At 72.9% G+C, this 15,763-nt stretch carries 17 protein-coding genes; 9 read left to right on the top strand and 8 right to left on the bottom strand.

Features of this window, described 5'->3' with window-relative positions:
• Window positions 1-385: 385 nt before the first annotated feature.
• Entirely contained in the window at window positions 386-820 is a 435-nt protein-coding gene (locus ACFQ6N_RS10760; protein ID WP_380648394.1) for a PLD nuclease N-terminal domain-containing protein, read from the bottom strand.
• Between the two features lie 92 nt (window positions 821-912).
• Here ACFQ6N_RS10760 and ACFQ6N_RS10765 point away from each other — a divergent pair, with 92 nt between their 5' ends.
• Both ACFQ6N_RS10765 and mqnP read left to right on the top strand, forming a co-directional pair.
• The gene (locus ACFQ6N_RS10765) at window positions 913-2,370 is read left to right on the top strand and encodes a menaquinone biosynthesis decarboxylase (protein WP_380648395.1); all 1,458 of its coding nucleotides are present in this window, start codon (window positions 913-915) and stop codon (window positions 2,368-2,370) included.
• Window positions 2,367-3,266, top strand: a complete 900-nt coding sequence (gene mqnP / locus ACFQ6N_RS10770) for a menaquinone biosynthesis prenyltransferase MqnP (protein WP_380648396.1) — start codon at window positions 2,367-2,369, stop codon at window positions 3,264-3,266. The genes ACFQ6N_RS10765 and mqnP overlap by 4 nt, the downstream gene beginning before the upstream one ends.
• Before the next feature lie 29 nt (window positions 3,267-3,295).
• Here mqnP and ACFQ6N_RS10775 read toward each other — a convergent pair whose 3' ends face one another.
• The 5 genes from ACFQ6N_RS10775 to ACFQ6N_RS10795 all read right to left on the bottom strand — a co-directional run bounded on the left by ACFQ6N_RS10775 (window position 3,296) and on the right by ACFQ6N_RS10795 (window position 6,989).
• Window positions 3,296-3,553: a hypothetical protein gene (locus tag ACFQ6N_RS10775; RefSeq protein WP_380648397.1), complete on the bottom strand. Its 258-nt coding sequence runs from the start codon at window positions 3,551-3,553 to the stop codon at window positions 3,296-3,298.
• Window positions 3,550-3,900 (bottom strand): hypothetical protein, encoded by a 351-nt coding sequence (locus ACFQ6N_RS10780; protein WP_380648398.1) that lies wholly within the window; start codon window positions 3,898-3,900, stop codon window positions 3,550-3,552. The genes ACFQ6N_RS10775 and ACFQ6N_RS10780 overlap by 4 nt, the downstream gene beginning before the upstream one ends.
• Window positions 3,897-4,757, bottom strand: a complete 861-nt coding sequence (locus ACFQ6N_RS10785; RefSeq protein ID WP_380648399.1) for a hypothetical protein — start codon at window positions 4,755-4,757, stop codon at window positions 3,897-3,899. The genes ACFQ6N_RS10780 and ACFQ6N_RS10785 overlap by 4 nt, the downstream gene beginning before the upstream one ends.
• A 184-nt stretch (window positions 4,758-4,941) precedes the next feature.
• Entirely contained in the window at window positions 4,942-5,697 is a 756-nt protein-coding gene (locus ACFQ6N_RS10790; protein ID WP_380648401.1) for an alpha/beta fold hydrolase, read from the bottom strand.
• Window positions 5,698-5,762: 65 nt separating this feature from the next.
• Window positions 5,763-6,989, bottom strand: coding sequence for an FAD-dependent oxidoreductase (locus ACFQ6N_RS10795; protein WP_380648402.1), 1,227 nt, complete (start codon window positions 6,987-6,989; stop codon window positions 5,763-5,765).
• A gap of 101 nt (window positions 6,990-7,090) precedes the next feature.
• Here ACFQ6N_RS10795 and ACFQ6N_RS10800 point away from each other — a divergent pair, with 101 nt between their 5' ends.
• Window positions 7,091-7,918 (top strand): TetR/AcrR family transcriptional regulator, encoded by an 828-nt coding sequence (locus ACFQ6N_RS10800; protein WP_380648403.1) that lies wholly within the window; start codon window positions 7,091-7,093, stop codon window positions 7,916-7,918.
• 33 nt (window positions 7,919-7,951) lie between these two features.
• Here the strand turns inward: ACFQ6N_RS10800 and ACFQ6N_RS10805 are convergent, their stop codons facing one another.
• Window positions 7,952-8,668: an MOSC domain-containing protein gene (locus tag ACFQ6N_RS10805; protein WP_380648404.1), complete on the bottom strand. Its 717-nt coding sequence runs from the start codon at window positions 8,666-8,668 to the stop codon at window positions 7,952-7,954.
• Window positions 8,669-8,766: 98 nt separating this feature from the next.
• On the bottom strand, window positions 8,767-9,519 hold the full coding sequence (locus ACFQ6N_RS10810) for a cyclase family protein (protein ID WP_380648405.1): 753 nt from the start codon (window positions 9,517-9,519) through the stop codon (window positions 8,767-8,769).
• A 91-nt stretch (window positions 9,520-9,610) separates the two neighbouring features.
• Between ACFQ6N_RS10810 and ACFQ6N_RS10815 the strand changes: the two genes are divergently transcribed.
• The 6 genes from ACFQ6N_RS10815 (at window position 9,611) to ACFQ6N_RS10840 (ending at window position 15,619) form a co-directional block, all read left to right on the top strand.
• On the top strand, window positions 9,611-10,294 hold the full coding sequence (locus ACFQ6N_RS10815; protein WP_380648406.1) for a UbiX family flavin prenyltransferase: 684 nt from the start codon (window positions 9,611-9,613) through the stop codon (window positions 10,292-10,294).
• A gap of 119 nt (window positions 10,295-10,413) precedes the next feature.
• Window positions 10,414-10,872 carry an Lrp/AsnC family transcriptional regulator gene (locus ACFQ6N_RS10820; protein ID WP_063348891.1) on the top strand — a complete coding sequence of 153 codons (459 nt, stop codon included), beginning with the start codon at window positions 10,414-10,416 and terminating at the stop codon, window positions 10,870-10,872.
• Between the two features lie 3 nt (window positions 10,873-10,875).
• Window positions 10,876-11,838: a threonine/serine dehydratase gene (locus ACFQ6N_RS10825; RefSeq protein ID WP_380648407.1), complete on the top strand. Its 963-nt coding sequence runs from the start codon at window positions 10,876-10,878 to the stop codon at window positions 11,836-11,838.
• Window positions 11,839-11,890: 52 nt separating this feature from the next.
• Entirely contained in the window at window positions 11,891-13,054 is a 1,164-nt protein-coding gene (mqnE, locus tag ACFQ6N_RS10830) for an aminofutalosine synthase MqnE (protein ID WP_380648408.1), read from the top strand.
• A gap of 115 nt (window positions 13,055-13,169) precedes the next feature.
• Window positions 13,170-14,552 carry a L,D-transpeptidase family protein gene (locus tag ACFQ6N_RS10835; protein WP_380648409.1) on the top strand — a complete coding sequence of 461 codons (1,383 nt, stop codon included), beginning with the start codon at window positions 13,170-13,172 and terminating at the stop codon, window positions 14,550-14,552.
• Between the two features lie 122 nt (window positions 14,553-14,674).
• Window positions 14,675-15,619 (top strand): beta-ketoacyl-ACP synthase III, encoded by a 945-nt coding sequence (locus ACFQ6N_RS10840; protein WP_380648410.1) that lies wholly within the window; start codon window positions 14,675-14,677, stop codon window positions 15,617-15,619.
• Window positions 15,620-15,763 lie beyond the last annotated feature (144 nt).

Consider the following 15,763-nt stretch of genomic DNA (forward strand, 5'->3'; position numbering starts at 1 on the left):
CCACTTTCTTCACTTATGACTGTACGAGGGGCCGTGCGCTGGTTTCGGCGTCGAATCCGTACAAGGTCGAGTTCGTTTAGCTGTCAGGCCTGTACAGAAGCGGTCGGGTCGAGGTGGAAGCGCTCGGTGATCGTTCGAATACCGGGGGTTGTCGGGCAGATGATGGTCCGATGATCTGAGCGTGAATAAAAGCGCAGGTCAGGGCCGTCTCCTAGGAGGGTAAGCCGGTCCTCTGGGGCGTCGCTCAAGGTCCGCTCAAGCCAGGGGCCCGGACAGCCGCCATTCGTGTGAGGGGCCCGGTAGTCGTAGGGAAGCGCCAAAAACACCACAGCCCACCCGGGGCTGTTCGGGTGGGCTGTTGGAGGGAGCGCGCGAACCGCTCCGATCAGCTCCTGTGGCCCTCGCCAGGCTCGTCCCGGTCGCGCAGCTCCCGCTCCCGGCGGCGGAGGTCGGCCTCCCACTGCTTGAGCATGTCCTCGTGATCGTTGTCGCTCTTCTTCAACGAGGCGAGGAATTCCGGGTCGTCGTCCGGCGCCGTCGGCCGCCCGCCGCGCGCGGCCGGCCCGCCGGGACGGCCCGCGGCGCCGTCGGCGGCCGGGTGCCCCGGGAAGCCGTCGGCAGCGGCGGTCCGCAGGAAGCCGCGCTGCTTGCCGGCGATCAGCCAGGCGATCGGGCCCAGCGGCGGGAACAGCAGCACGATGAGCACCCACACCACCTTCGGCAGGTGCTTCACCTCGTCCTCGGGCGTGGTCAGGCAGTCGATGAACGCCCAGACCCAGAGTGCGAGCGGAAGGACGATGGTCAGCAGAATCCGCAACATGGCTGCGATCTCCCCCCAGCGGGCGTCGGCGCCGGGCGCCTACCCGGGCCCTTGACGCAAGCCAGGCTATCTGGTGGCGGATACTGACTGGCATGGCATACGACGATCTCCGCTCGTTTCTCCGGGCCCTCGACCGAGAGGGCGACCTCAAGCGCATCAAGGCCGAGGTGGATCCCCACCTGGAGATCGGCGAGATCGTCGACCGGGTGCAGAAGGCCAAGGGGCCGGCCCTGCTCTTCGAGAACGTCAAGGGCGCGTCGATGCCGCTCGCGATGAACGTCTTCGGCACCGAGCGGCGCCTGGCCAAGGCGCTCGGCCTCAAGGGCCCGGAGGACATCTCCGACAAGATCGCCGGCCTGCTCAAGCCGGAGCTCCCGCAGGGCTTCACCGGCTTCCGGGACGCCTTCGGCAAGCTCGCCTCGATGGCGCACGTCCCGCCGCGTAACGTGAAGTCCGGCGACGCCCCGGTCCACGAGGTCGTGCTCACCGGCGACGACGTCAACCTGGACGAGCTGCCCGCGCTCTTCACCTGGCCGCTGGACGGCGGCTCCTTCTTCAACCTGGGCCTGACCCACACCAAGGACCCGGACAGCGGCGTCCGCAACCTGGGCCTCTACCGGCTCCAGCGGCACGACCGCCGGACCATCGGCATGCACTGGCAGATCCACAAGGACAGCCGCAACCACTACGCGGTCGCGGCCAAGCGGGGCGAGCGGCTGCCGGTCGCGATCGCCTTCGGCTGCCCGCCGGCCGTCACCTACGCCGCCACCGCGCCGCTGCCCGGGGACATCGACGAGTACCTCTTCGCCGGCTTCGTCGCCGGGGAGCGGGTGCGGATGGTCGACTGCAAGACCGTGCCGCTCCAGGTCCCGGCCGACGCCGAGGTGGTCCTGGAGGGCTGGCTGGAGCCCGGCGAGATGCTGCCCGAGGGCCCGTTCGGTGACCACACCGGCTTCTACACCCCGCAGGAGCCCTTCCCGGCGCTCACCATCGACTGCGTGACGATGCGCCGCCGTCCGCTCCTCCAGTCGATCGTGGTCGGCCGCCCGCCGACCGAGGACGGCCCGCTGGGCAAGTTCACCGAGCGGTTCTTCCTGCCGCTGCTGAAGATCATCATCCCGGACATCGTCGACTACGACCTGCCCGAGGCCGGCGGCTTCCACAACTGCGTGATCGTCTCGATCGACAAGAAGTACCCCAAGCACGCCCAGAAGACGATGCACGCGATCTGGGGCGCGCACATGATGTCGCTGACCAAGCTGATCATCGTGGTGGACGCCGACTGCGACGTCCACGACTACCGGGAAGTCGCCTGGCGGGCCTTCGGCAACGTCGACTACAGCCGGGACCTGACGGTCGTCGAAGGCCCCGTGGACCACCTCGACCACGCCTCCTACCAGCAGTTCTGGGGCGGCAAGGCCGGAATCGACGCCACCCGCAAGCTGCCCGAGGAGGGCTACACCCGGGACGGCGGCTGGCCCGAGATGGTGTCCTCGGACCCGGAGACGGCCGCACTGGTGTCGCGCCGCTGGAAGGAGTACGGGCTGTGAGCAGCACCGCCGCTGTCGAGACCCCCGGGCGCACCAAGGCCTTCCTGCGCCTGGTGATGATCGAGCACTCGGTCTTCGCCCTGCCCTTCGCCTACATCGCCGCGCTGACCGCCATGTTCCTCGCCGACAAGCGGGTGCACTGGGGCGAGCTGTTCGTCGTCACGGTGTGCATGGTCGGCCTGCGGACCTTCGCGATGGCCGCCAACCGGATCATCGACCGCGAGATCGACGCCCGGAACCCGCGCACCGCCTCGCGCGAACTCGTCACCGGCGCGGTGTCGTTGAGGACCGCGTACGTCGGCTCGGCCGTCGCGCTGGTGGTCTTCCTCGGCGCCGCGGCGATGCTCAACCCGCTCTGCCTGGCGCTCGCCCCGGTCGCCGTGGTGCCGATGGTGGTCTACCCGTACGGCAAGCGGTTCACCGACTTCCCGCAGGCGATCCTCGGCCTGGCCCAGGCGATGGGCCCGGTCGGCGCCTGGCTCGCGGTGACGGGCACCTGGTCGTGGGAGGCCGTCGTCCTGGGCGTCGCGGTCGGCATCTGGATCGGTGGGTTCGACCTGATCTACGCCTGCCAGGACGTCGAGTCCGACCGGCACGGCAAGGTGCGCTCGGTCCCGGCCCGGTTCGGCATCCCGGCGGCCATCCGGGGCGCACGGGTGTGCCACCTCCTGACCACGCTGCTGCTGGGCTGGTTCGGGGTCCTCACCCACGCGGGCCCGGCCTTCTGGGTCGGCCTGGCGGTCGTCGCGGGCGCGTTCGTCTACGAGCACACCATCGTCAAGCCGAACGACCTGTCGAAGCTCAACCGGGCCTTCTTCCAGACCAACGGCTTCGTGGGCATCTCGCTGTTCTGCTTCGCCCTGCTGGACCTGGTGATCCGCGGCCTCGGCACCTGATCCCGACCGGCCGACGAGGACGCCCGGGATCAAGCGGGCGGCGGCGTGGCCTGGCAGACGACGACGAGTTCGAGCCGGGGGACGAGGTAGTAGGCGACCAGGCCCCCGGCGACGTCGAGGTACCGCATGGGTTCGCCGCTGCCCTCGTACCGGGTGCCGTCCAGGAAGAGCGCCTCGGCTGCCCGGACCAGTTCGGCGGCCTTCTCCTCGACGGCCGTGAGGAAACCGGCGGGCGCCCCGCCGACGACGTGTTCCTCGCTGGGCAGGTACTCCCAGCTCCAGCTCACCCGTTCACCACCGAGAAGGCGGACCGGTAGATCGCGGCCACCTCGGTGGCGTGCCGCCGGCACTCCTCGACGGTCGCCGCGTGATTGGCGAGGTAGTTCGCCCGGTGGTAGGCGCTCGCCGTGGCCGGGACCCGCTCGATCTCCACCATGGCGGCCCAGTGGGCGACGAACGCGCGGATGGGGTTGATGCTGCCCGCCTCGATGGCCGCGGCCATGGCCCTGGTCTGCCCCTCCACCATGTCCGGGAGCCGGCCGGAGGCCACGACGGCGAGAGCGGCCTTGAGCGCGGCAGGGGACTTCTCGGGCCGTGGGATGAGTTCTGCTCCGTCGGACACCGGCTGGCTCACGGGGCGCTCCTCTCGTCTGGTCCGAGCGTACTCGTCGCCGGGCGGCCGGTTCGGCGGAACAGTGCCGAGTGGTCCGTCGCCCAGGTGCGGAAGCTGCGGGCCGGGTGCCCGGTGAGGTCCTGGACGGTGGTCGTCGCCGGCTGCGGACCGGCGACGCGGGCGTGGACGAAGTCCAGCGCGCGGTCGACGTCCGCCGGCGTGCGGCCGGTGGCGAGCATCCGCCGGCGGGCGGCCTCGCGGGGGATCTCCTCCCACGTCACGGGGCGGTCGGCGGCCTCGCCGATGATGCCCACCTGCTCGGCCTGGGTGGGCGATTCCGGGCCGGTGAGCAGGTACCGGGCGCCGTCGTGGCCGTCCTCGACCAGGGCCCGCACCGCCACCGCCGCGATGTCCCGCTCGTCCACCGGGTTCAGCCCGGCGCCGCCGCCGTAGCCCCGGACCACGCCGACGGTCCGGATCTCCTCCGCCCAGCGCAGGGCGTCGGCGAACCCGTGCGCCCGCAGCACCGTGTGCCGCACGCCGCTCCGGACGAGCAGCGCCTCGACCTCGGCCTCCGGCTGCCCGGGAACGTCCGGTACGGCCGCCGAGGAGAGCAGCACCACCCGCCCGGCCTCCCGGGCCAGCACGCCCAGGGCGTCCGCCGCCCCGTCGGCGGTCGGGAACGGCCAGCCGAGCAGTACCGCGCCGGCGCCCTGCGCGGCCGCCTCCAGGGCCGCCGGGGCGAGGAGGTCCCGCCCGGTCAGCGTGCGCACCCGCGTCCCGCCGGCCGCGAGCTGCAGCCCGACGTGCCGTCCGACCGTCCCCGGGACGCCGACCGCCAGTACGGCCGACGCGTCGTCAACTCGCTTTTCTGTCATGCCTCGAACGTAAACGAGGAACATGAGACGCCCAATGCGCGCGGGTCTCCGGTCCATGCGTCATCGTCTACCCGGCGCGAACCGACTCCCGCACGCCCCCCGATGCTTCGAGCGCCCGCAGCGCCCGCAGCGCCCGCAGCGCCCGGGGTGGCCGCAGCGCCCGCGCACCGGAGTCCAAACGGGGTCAGTTGTGCAGGAAGCCCTCCAGCGAGGTGGCCAGGGCGACCGGGGCCTCGTACATCGGGTAGTGCCCGCTGCCGCCGAGCTCCTCCAACTCCGCGTTGGGGTAGTGGGTGAGCCAGGTGCCGTGCATGACCTCGGTGGTCAGGGCGAGGTCGTGCTCGCCGACGATCACCTTCACCGGCACCGGGTTGCCGCTGATCCGGCGTTCCAGGTCGGCGGTGGCCCAGTCGCGGACGTAGCGGCCGAAGGCCTCGGGCGTGGACAGCCGCAGGGACTGGTCGACCATCCGGTCCAGCCAGACCCGGCCGGCCCGTCGGCCGGTGACCAGGTCGAGGATCGCGAACCTCTTCTCCCGGTCCTCGGCGGCGCCGTAGAACAGCGCCTCGCCGGCCTCGTCGAGCGGGTAGGCCCCGGCCGGCACCGGGGCCAGGCCCACCAGCTTGCGCACCCGCTGCGGGGCCTCGGCGAGCACCTGCTGGGCGGCCTTGCCGCCCATCGAGTGGCCGACCACCGAGAAGCGGTCCCAGCCGAGCTGGTCGGCCAGGGCGAGCGCGTCGGAGGCGATCTCGGCGAGCGTGTAGCTGCCGGGGACGTCCTTGCGCTCGCCGTAGCCGCGGTAGTCGAGGAAGGCGTAGCCGAAGGCGTCGCCGTCGAGGTAGTCGAGGAAGGGGCCCCAGCCCGCGCTGGTGCCGAACCAGTCGTGGAGGACCAGGACGTGGTGGTCGCCGGTGCCGATCGAGCGGTGAGGGATCGTCATGCCCTCGGTCGTTCCCCGCGGACCGCCCGTCCGAACGGCCGGTCCGCCGCCGTGTCCGGTCCGGTTCAGGCCGGGGGCCGTCGGGCGAAGGCCGGGGCGTGCTCGGGGCGCGGGCCGAAGGCGACCATGCGGGACACCAGCACCGGGAAGCCGGGGACGTGGCGGGCGAGCAGCACCAGGCCCCGCGGCGGGCCGACCCGGCGGCCGGTGAGGACGGGCTCGAACATCGCGCGGTGCAGGAGCCGCTGGAACCGCTGCATGACGACGGTCGGCCACCGCCGGCGGTGCTGGACCCGGGCCAGGGCCGCGACCGTCGGACGGCCGCGCCGCAGCGGTTCGGCGAGCAGGGTGGCGGCGGCGACGGCGTCCTGGATGGCGAGGTTGATGCCCACCCCGCCCGCCGGGGACATCGCGTGGGCGGCGTCGCCGATCAGCAGCAGCCCGTCCGCGTACCAGCGGTCGAGCCGGTCGAGCCGGACGTCGAGCAGGTGGACGTCGTCGAGGCTCGCCAGCCGGTCGACCCGGTCCGCGTACTGGGGCAGCAGCGCGGCGATCCGCTCGCGGAAGCGGGCGACGCCCTCGGCGCGCAGCTGCGGGTCGGTGCCCTTGGTGCGGAAGTAGGCGATCTGGAAGTAGTCCGCCCGGGCGAAGCTCAGCGCCATGTCGCCGGCGCCGAAGCCGGGGACGAGGCTGGGCGGTGCCGCCTGTTCGCGGGCGTGCCGGGGGAGCCGGAACCACCAGGTGTCGAAGGGCACGGGGTGCTCCCTGGGCACCAGCCCGGACTCCCGGCGCAGGGTGGAGTGCCGGCCGTCGGCGGCGACGGTGAGCGCGGCGCGCAGCTCGCCCTCCTCGCCGTCCCGGGTGCGGTAGCGCACGCCGGCCACCCGGCCGCCCTCCCGGATCAGGCCGGTGGCCTCGGTGTCCATCCGGACGGTGAAGGCGGGTTCCCGCCGGGCTTCCTCGACCAGGAAGTTCAGCAGGTCCCACTGCGGGATCATCGCGATGTGGTCGTAGGGCGCCCGCAGCCGCTCGTAGGCGCTCAGGGCGACCGGGCCGACGCCGGGCACGGTCACCACCAGGTTGCCGAGCCGGCTCTGCGGCAGGGCGGCGAACCTGCGGCCGAGGCCGAGTTCGTCCATCAGCCGCAGGGTGGAGGCGTGGACGGTGTCGCCGCGGAAGTCGCGCAGGAAGTCCCCGTGCTTCTCCAGCACCGTCACCTCGACGCCCGCGCGGGCCAGCAGCAGGCCCAGCATCATTCCGGCCGGACCGCCCCCGGAGATCACGACGCTCATGGTTCTCCCCTTCCGGTGTTCGATCGATCACTGTCGGTGTGGAACCTTCATTAACAGGCTCTATGGAACCGTCTCAGGTGTCAAGTAGTACGATGCTTCACATGAAGGAGCTGGTGGATGCCGCGCTGGTGGCGGCCAAGGAGCGGGACCGGGACGTCGCCGACGTCCCGCTGACGGCGATCGCCGCGGCTGCCGGCATCTCCCGCAGCACGCTGCTGCGCCGTCTCGGCGGCTCGCGGGCCGCGCTGGACGAGGCCGTCCGCCAGGCGGGGGTCGACCCGGGCGGACGGCCGCCGGTGCGCGAGCGCGCGATCGAGGCGGCGGCGCGGCTGGTGGCCGAACGCGGCCTGGGCGGGGTCACCCTGGACGCGGTGGCGGACCGCGCCGGGTGCTCGCTGCCCAGCCTGCACACCGTCTTCGAGGGGCGGGACGGCCTGCTCGCCGCCGTCTTCGAGCGGCACTCCGCGCTGCCCGCCCTGGGGGCCCTGGCCGCCGACCCGCCGGAGAGCCTGGAGGACACCGTCCGGGCGCTGCACGCCACCTTCGCCGAGGCCTTCGTGCACGAGCCGCGGATCGTCCCGGCCGTCTTCGCCGACCTGCTCGGCCGGCCGGACGGCCCCGCCGCCCGGGTGATGTCCGCCAACCTGTCCCGGGCGATCGACGACTTCGAGCGGCTGCTGCTGCCGCACGTACGGGCCGGCCGGCTGAGACCGCTGCCCGTCGTGGTGCTGGTCCAGCTGCTGGTCGGCCCGCTGCTCAACCACGCCCTGATGCGGCCGGTGCTGGACCCCGCCCTGGGCGTCGAACTGCCGTCGCCGGACGAGACGGTCGAACTGTTCGTCGAGGCCTACCTGCGGGCGGTCACCCTCCCCGGGGCGGAAACCGGAAGCCCGACCCCGACCCCGCCCCCGACCCCGCCTCCGACCTGAGAAGAACCGTGACCGGCGGGCTCCGGCGCCCGGTCAGTCCAGGCTGAGCCGGTCGCCGACGCGCAGCCGGCCCGGGGCGGCGACCTCGGCGAGCGCGTCCAGCCGCCCGTCGTGGGCGTGCACGACGGCCTTGAGGATCTCGGGCGCGTGCGGCAGGCCGGGCTGCGGGGCGCCGGTCATCGCGCAGCGCTCGCTGGAGGTGACGAAGGCGAGCCGGGCGCTGCCCGGGGCCTCGCCGCGGGCCTGCCGGCCGAACCAGGCGTCCTCGACGAACGGCGGGGTGCCGGGCGGGGTGCGCAGCACGATGTTGGGCCGGAAGCGGCGCTCGTCGACCACGGCGAAGGGGACGGCTTCGCGGACCCAGTCCAGGGTGGCGGTGGTGAGCAGGCTGACCGGCAGCCGGTCGAAGTGTGAGACGGCGTCCTCGCGGGCGAGTTCGACGTCCTCGCGTTGGAGGTAGGCGCGCAGGAAGGCGGCCGGCCGGTCGACCGGCCGGCCGAGCGGGTCGAACAGCTCGGGCCCGTCGAGCCGGTGGCCGAGGCGGGCGGAGAGGCGGAGCAGGCCGTCCATCCGGCGGAAGCGGCGGGTGTTCTTGCCGGAGCCGAGCTTCCCGGACGCGTCGCGGACGGCGTAGAGGCGGTCGCCGGCCAGGCCGCGCCCGTCCACCTCGACGGAGTCGAGCCGCTCGCCGCCGGTGGACTTCACGGGGTAGCGCCAGATTCGCTCGATCACTCCGATGATCTCAGCCATGGGCGGACAGCGTACTGGCGCCACCGGGGGATGGTCTAGACCAAGTACCGTACCGGCGGGGGCGGTCGGGCGCTGCCGGCCGCAGGCACCGGGGCGGTTCAGCCCAGCCGGGCCACCGCCCGTACCGGCGCGCCGTCCGCCGCGACCAGGCGCAGCGGGAACAGCGAGACCGCCACCGGCAGGCCGGCCTCCTGTGCCTCCAGCAGTACCCGCAGGTCGGTCAGGTTCTCGGCGATCACCCCGCCGCCGGGCGCCCCCAGCAGCACCCGGTGCGCGGCGAGCGACGGCTCGTCCGCGGTGTCCGGATCGTGCTCGTCGGTGAGGTCGGCGAGCAGCGCCGCCACCGCGGGGTCGCCCGGGCCCGGATCGGGGGTCGGATCGACGCTGAGCGCGTCCACCCCGACGGTCAGCACCCCGGCGGCGACGATCGCCTCGGCGGCCTCCGGGGTCAGGCTGGGGTGGGCCAGGTAGGCGTCGGTGCCCCAGTGCCGGGCCCAGCCGGTGGCCAGCAGCAGGACGGTGCCCTCGCCGGACTCCGCGGCCCGCTCCAGCGCGGGTGCCAGCAGTTCGGGGGTGACGGCCGCCCGGGGCTCCAGCCCGCGCAGGTCGGCGAGCACGGCCGGCCCGGTGAACCGCTCCAGCGGCAGCCCGTCCAGGGTCGGCCAGGTGACGTCCACGTGGTACGGCGCGTCGACGTGCGTGCCGGACTGCGAGCCGAGGTGCAGGGCGAGGACGTTCACCCCGGCGGTGGCGGTGGTGAGAGCGGGTTCCAGCAGGACGGCCGGATCGCCGGGGTAGACCGGCATCGCGGTGGTCACCTGATGGGTGAGGTCGACGAGGGTCGCTGCCATGCGCCCATCCTCCCAGGGGTCGGGGGCCCGTGGGGCGCCTCCCGGCCCGCCCGGGACGAACGCGCAGGTGGGGCCGGGATAGAAATGCCCCATGGGAACTGCGAAGCGTCAGCCGTGGGTGGTCGGGGTCTCGGGTGCGTCGGGGACGCCGTACGCGGCGTCGGTGATCCGAGGGCTGCTGGCCGCCGGTGAGGCGGTGGACCTGGTCGTCAGCCGGGCCGCCCGGCTCACCATCCTGGACGAGACCGGCATCTCCTTCCGGGACGCCCACTGGCGCGCCGACCTGGCCGCCTGGCTGGGCGTCGAGGGCCCGGAGGACGGCCTGGACGACGTCCGCTACTGGTCCGCCGGGGACTTCGCCGCGGGCCCGTCCAGCGGCTCGTACCCCGCGAAGGGCATGCTGGTGGTGCCCGCGACCACCGGCGCGGTGGCCGGGATCGCGCTCGGCCTGAGCAAGGACCTGTTGCAGCGCGTCGCCAGCGTCACCCTCAAGGAGCGCCGTCCGCTGGTCGTGTGCGTGCGCGAGACGCCACTCAACGGGGTGACGTTGAAGCACCTGGTGGAACTCGACGCGCAGGGCGCGGTCGTGCTGCCCGCTTCGCCCGGTTTCTACGCCGGCGGCTCCACCGTGCGCGAACTCGTGGATTTCGTGGCCGGACGGGTGCTGGACGCCGTCGGCGTACCGCATTCCCTGTACCTGCGCTGGGAAGGGGAGTTGGGGGCGGCGGCCCGCCGGACGGGCGGCGGGGACGGCGAATCGGCTGAGGGGGAGTAAGGAGACCGGGGGCGGGAGAGTATCTTCTCTGCGATATCCGGGTCGTTCGGTGCATGGCGCCTTTGAATCCGGATAATGATCTGTGGGTCTGGAGAGGTTCGGAAGGACGCGGACGGTATATGGACACGGTGGACAGACAGCTCATCCAGGCGCTCCGGGAGAACGGCCGCGCGTCCTACGCCGAGCTGGGCCGGTTGGTCGGACTCTCCGGCCCGAGCGTCACGGACCGCATCAACCGGCTGGAGCAGGCCGGGGTCATCACGGGGTACCGCGCGACGGTCAACCCGGCCTCGCTCGGCTTCGGCGTCACGGCCCTGATCGGCCTTCAACTCACGGACGCCGCGGACCACGAGGACGTCGCGCACCGGCTCAAGGACCTCAACGAGGTCGAGGACTGCTGGTTCATCGCCGGCGACGACTCCTACATGCTCAAGGTCCGGGTGGCCGACGTGGCCGGCCTGGAATCGGTGGTGAAGCGGATCTCCGGCACCAAGGGCGTGGCCCGGACCCGCACCACCGTCGTACTCTCCACGAAGTGGGAGAACCGGGTGAGCGAGCTCCCTCCCGAAGGAGAGTGACGTATGGCACTGGTCGGTCTGGAGGAGCTGCGCGCGGCTCGGCAGCGGATCACGGGGGTCGCCGTGCGTACCCCGCTGGTTCCCGCCCCCTGGGCGTCCGAGGGGGAGCGGCGGCTCTGGCTGAAGCCCGAGAACCTCCAGCCGACCGGGGCCTTCAAGACCCGCGGCGCCTACAACCGGCTGGCCGCGCTGACCGCGGACGAGCGGGCCCGCGGCGTGGTCGCCCAGTCCAGCGGCAACCACGCGCAGGCGGTGGCGTACGCGGCGGGGCTGCTCGGCATCAAGGCCGTGATCGTGATGCCGGACACCTCCCCGGCGGTGAAGGTGGAGGCCACCCGGGCGTTCGGCGCCGAGGTGTTCCTGGTGTCGCCGGAGGAACGGGACACCCTGCCCGGCGAGCTGGCCGAGCGGCACGGCTACGTCTGGGTGCCGCCGTACGACGACCCGTTCATCATCGCGGGCCAGGGCACGGTCGGCCTGGAGATCGCCGAGGACGCCCCCGCCGGGCTGGACACCGTCCTGGTGCCGGTCAGCGGCGGCGGCCTGATCGGCGGCACGGCGGCGGCGCTCAAGCTGACCCGCCCGGGCATCCGGGTGATCGGCGTGGAGCCCGAACTGGCCGCCGACGCGCAGGCGAGCCTGCGTTCCGGCCGCCGGGTCGCCTGGCCCGTCGCCGACACCTACCGCACCATCGCGGACGGCCTGCGCACCCCGTCCGTCGGCGTGCTGCCCTACGAGCACATCACCGCCTACGTGGACGACATCGTCACCGTCACCGAGGACGAGATCCGCGCCACCGTCGCCCTGCTGGCCCGCCGCGGCCGGCTGGTCGCCGAGCCCTCCGGCGCCGTCGCCCCGGCCGCCTACTTCCACCGCGCCGCCGAGACCGGGGGCCGGACGGTGGCCGCCGTGGTCAGCGGCGGGAACATCGAACCGGGTCTGCTCGCGGAGCTGCTGTCCGCATAGGCGTAACCTCGTTCCGGCAAGGATTCGAATGTCGGAGGAGGCGGGTCACCGCATGGACGCAGGGCTGAAGCGCGAGCTGGAGGCGAAGGTCTACGCGGGTGAGCGGCTGACCCGCGAGGACGGGATCGCGCTCTACGAGAGCGACGACCTGGCCTGGCTGGGCGGGCTGGCCCACCACGTGCGGACGACGAAGAACGGCGACGTCGTCCACTTCAACGTGAACCGCCACCTCAACATGACGAACGTGTGCAACGCGTCCTGCGCGTACTGCTCGTTCCAGCGCAAGCCGGGCGAGAAGGACGCGTACACGATGCGCATCGAGGAGGCCGTCCGGCTCGCCAAGGCGATGGAGGTCGACTCCCTCACCGAGCTGCACATCGTCAACGGCCTGCACCCGACACTGCCGTGGCGCTACTACCCGCGCTCGCTGCGGGAGCTGAAGGCGGCGCTGCCGAACGTCTCGCTGAAGGCCTTCACCGCCACCGAGATCCACTGGTTCGAGAAGATCAGCGGCCTGTCGGCCGACGAGATCATGGACGAGCTGATCGACGCCGGCCTGGAGTCGCTGACCGGCGGCGGCGCGGAGATCTTCGACTGGGAGGTCCGCCGGCACATCGTCGACCACGACACCCACTGGGAGGACTGGTCGCGGATCCACCGCCTCGCGCACAGCAAGGGCCTCAAGACGCCCGCCACCATGCTGTACGGCCACATCGAGGAGCCCCGCCACCGGGTGGACCACGTGCTGCGGCTGCGTGAGCTGCAGGACGAGACCGGCGGCTTCCAGGTCTTCATCCCGCTGCGCTACCAGCACGACTTCCACGACTCCAAGGACGGCGTCGTGCGCAACAAGCTGATGGCCCGTACCGAGATGGCCACCGGGGCCGAGGCGCTGAAGACCTTCGCGGTCTCCCGGCTGCTCTTCGACAACGTCCCGCACGTCAAGGTCTTCTGGGTGATGCACGGCGTCGCCACCGCCCAGCTGGCGCTCAGCCACGGCGCGGACGACATGGACGGCTCGGTGGTCGAGTACAAGATCACCCACGACGCGGACAACTTCGGCACCCCGAACAAGCTCGGCCGCGAGGACCTGCTCGGCCTGATCCGGGACGCCGGCTTCCGCCCGGTCGAGCGCAACACCCGCTACGAGATCATCCGCGAGTACGAGGGCCCGGACCCGACGCGCCGCGAGTCCCCGCAGGCAATGCGCCTCTGACCTGCGACTTTCCCCTCCGCCCGGGCCGCACTCCGGCCCGGGCGGCAGTGTCTTCACGGCCTCCGCACGCGACCCGGGTTTACCAACGGGTACGGCGTTTGGCAGGATCGATGGCATGTCCGGTTCCCATCGCGCCACCGAGTACCAGCCGTACGAGCCGATGCAGGAGCCGGTGTACGGGGTGCCGCAGCAGTCGCACGAGGCGCCGTACGGCACGTATGACGCGTACCGGCCGTACCCGCAGCCGGTCCCGCCGGAGTACGGCCAGAGCGTGTACCAGGCCTACGAGCAGCCCTACGAGCCCTACGGGCAGGCGTTCGAGCAGCCCTACGAGCAGTCACCGGACCAGGCGTTCGGGCAGCAGCCGCACGGGCAGGCCCCCGGCGGGTACTTCGAGGCGTACGACCAGCCGTTCCAGGCATCCGGGCCGGCGCCGGAACCGGCCGCCCACGAGCCCCGGCACGCCCGCCACGCGGCCGCGCCCCACGCGGCCGAGCCCGTGTCCTACGCAGCCGCGCCCGTGCCAGAGCCCTACGCAGCCGCGCCCGTGCCGGAGCCCTACGAGCCCGTGCCCTACGAGCCGGAGCCCCTCGCCCCGGTCGTGCCCCTCGCCTCCGTCGAGGGCGGCCGGGCGGCTGCCCGGGGCCGGCGGCGCAAGGTGAAGCAGAAACGTCACGGCAAGGCCGTGATGGCCAGTACCGCGCTGCTGGTCGCGGCCGCCGCCGGCTGGTACACCGTCGGCCAGGACGACGCCAAGCCCGGCCTCGCCGCCGCCGACGGCCCCGGGCCGAACGGCGTCAGCAAGCCCGACCAGCCCACCCCGGCCCCCGCCGTCGTGCAGGCCGCCGTCGACCGGCAGGCCGCCGCCCCGGCCGCGGCCCGCGGCCAGGCCCGCCAGGACGGCTCCGTCGCCGCGATACCCGGCCTCGGCGCCTCCTTCACCGCGAAGATCCCCGCCGAGACCAGCCAGGTCGTGGTCGCCTCCGGCGCGGACCGCAACACCGACAAGAACGCCGTCGTGCTCTGGACCCGCACCCCCGAGGGCCGCTGGCTGGCCGGTGAGACCTGGCAGGGCCACAACGGCAAGAACGGCTGGACCGCCGACCACAACGAGGGCGACCTGCGCAGCCCGATCGGTGTCTTCGAGCTCACCGACGCGGGCGGCCGCAAGGACGACCCCGGCAGCAAGCTCCCGTACGACAAGGACCCGAGCTTCGTGGTCTCCGGCACGGGCTTCTTCGGCGACCAGCTGGCCGGCTCCTTCGACTACGTGGTCGCGATCAACTACAACCGCGTCGCCGGCAAGTCCCCGCTCGACGCGCGCCGCCCGATGGGTGCCAAGAAGGGCGGCGGCATCTGGCTCCACGTGGACCACGACGGCCCGACCCACGGCTGCGTGTCGATCCCCGAGGACAAGATGGCCCAGCTGATCCGTACCCTGGACCCGGCCGCCCACCCGGTCATCGTGATGGGCGACACGGCCACGCTGGCCGCCTGACCCCGGCCCGCACGCGACCCGGGCCCCCCAAGGGCCCTTGTCGATCCCCTACAGATCATGGGCACGGATCCTGTCGCCGGTCGTGCCCCGCTGACCAGCGGGTAACCCGGTTCCATGGCAGCATGAGCGGTTCGCGCATTGTGGCACTCGGCCACTACCAGCCCCCGAAGGTCCTCTCCAACGACGACCTGTCGGCGCTCGTCGACACCGACGACGAGTGGATCCGCACCCGGGTGGGCATCCGTACCCGGCACATCGCCGAGGGGGAGAGCCTGGTCGACCTCGCCACCGAGGCCGCGCAGAAGGCACTCGCCAACAGCGGCCGGACGGCGGACGAGATCGACCTCGTCGTGGTCGCCACCTGCACCGCGATCGAGCGCAGCCCCAACACCGCCGCCGCCGTGGCCGCCCGGCTGGGCGTGCGCGCACCGGCCGCGTACGACATCAACACGGTCTGCTCCGGCTTCTCGTACGCCCTGGCCACCGCCGACCACGCGATCCGGGCCGGCGCGGCGCGGCGCGCGCTGGTGATCGGCGCCGAGCGGATGTCCGACACGCTCGACTGGACCGACCGCTCCACCTGCGTGATCTTCGGCGACGGCGCGGGCGCCGCGGTGGTCGAGGCCCAGGAGGACGGCGCCGAACCCGGCATCGGGCCGGTGGTCTGGGGCTCGGAGCCGGAGCGGGGGGACGCCGTGGTGATCACCGGCTGGGACCCGGTGATCAGCCAGCAGGGCCAGTCGGTGTTCCGGTGGGCCACCACCCAGCTCGCGCCGCTGGCGCGGCAGGCCTGCGAGCGGGCCGGGATCGACCCGGCCGAGCTGAAGGGCTTCGTGCCGCACCAGGCCAACCTGCGGATCATCGACGCGATCGCCGGCAAGCTGGGCCTGGTCGACGCGGTGGTGGCCCGGGACGTGGTCGAATCCGGCAACACCTCGGCCGCCTCGATCCCGCTGGCCTTCTCCAAGCTGGTCGAGCGCGGCGAGCTCTCGCCCGGCGACCCGGTCCTGCTGTTCGGCTTCGGCGGCGGCCTGGCCTACGCCGGCCAGGTCGTGCGCTGCCCGTAGGACGGCCCGCAGAACCCCTCCCCAGGGCCCCGCGAAGGCCCCACGAAGCGACACATGCCGGTGGGGGGGGCCCCCGAAAGAGGTGGCCCCCCCCCCGGAAGTGGGGCGCGCCCGCGGCACGGCGGGGGGACACCCCCCACGGCA

It is taken from the genome of Kitasatospora sp. NPDC056446 (assembly GCF_042796115.1).
In the GTDB taxonomy this organism is placed as follows: Bacteria; Actinomycetota; Actinomycetes; order Streptomycetales; family Streptomycetaceae; genus Kitasatospora.

Excerpts from the sequence above, each read along its gene's own strand:
- ACFQ6N_RS10825 (WP_380648407.1), top strand. The coding sequence starts at position 10,876 with ATGGCACTGGTCGGTCTGGAGGAGCTGCGCGCGGCTCGGCAGCGGATC.
- ACFQ6N_RS10815 (WP_380648406.1), top strand. The coding sequence starts at position 9,611 with ATGGGAACTGCGAAGCGTCAGCCGTGGGTGGTCGGGGTCTCGGGTGCG.
- ACFQ6N_RS10835 (WP_380648409.1), top strand. The coding sequence starts at position 13,170 with ATGTCCGGTTCCCATCGCGCCACCGAGTACCAGCCGTACGAGCCGATG.
- ACFQ6N_RS10785 (WP_380648399.1), bottom strand. The coding sequence starts at position 4,757 with ATGACAGAAAAGCGAGTTGACGACGCGTCGGCCGTACTGGCGGTCGGC.
- ACFQ6N_RS10790 (WP_380648401.1), bottom strand. The coding sequence starts at position 5,697 with ATGACGATCCCTCACCGCTCGATCGGCACCGGCGACCACCACGTCCTG.
- ACFQ6N_RS10840 (WP_380648410.1), top strand. The coding sequence starts at position 14,675 with ATGAGCGGTTCGCGCATTGTGGCACTCGGCCACTACCAGCCCCCGAAG.
- ACFQ6N_RS10800 (WP_380648403.1), top strand. The coding sequence starts at position 7,091 with ATGAAGGAGCTGGTGGATGCCGCGCTGGTGGCGGCCAAGGAGCGGGAC.
- ACFQ6N_RS10795 (WP_380648402.1), bottom strand. The coding sequence starts at position 6,989 with ATGAGCGTCGTGATCTCCGGGGGCGGTCCGGCCGGAATGATGCTGGGC.
- ACFQ6N_RS10805 (WP_380648404.1), bottom strand. The coding sequence starts at position 8,668 with ATGGCTGAGATCATCGGAGTGATCGAGCGAATCTGGCGCTACCCCGTG.
- ACFQ6N_RS10820 (WP_063348891.1), top strand. The coding sequence starts at position 10,414 with ATGGACACGGTGGACAGACAGCTCATCCAGGCGCTCCGGGAGAACGGC.
- ACFQ6N_RS10760 (WP_380648394.1), bottom strand. The coding sequence starts at position 820 with ATGTTGCGGATTCTGCTGACCATCGTCCTTCCGCTCGCACTCTGGGTC.
- ACFQ6N_RS10810 (WP_380648405.1), bottom strand. The coding sequence starts at position 9,519 with ATGGCAGCGACCCTCGTCGACCTCACCCATCAGGTGACCACCGCGATG.
- ACFQ6N_RS10765 (WP_380648395.1), top strand. The coding sequence starts at position 913 with ATGGCATACGACGATCTCCGCTCGTTTCTCCGGGCCCTCGACCGAGAG.
- mqnE (WP_380648408.1), top strand. The coding sequence starts at position 11,891 with ATGGACGCAGGGCTGAAGCGCGAGCTGGAGGCGAAGGTCTACGCGGGT.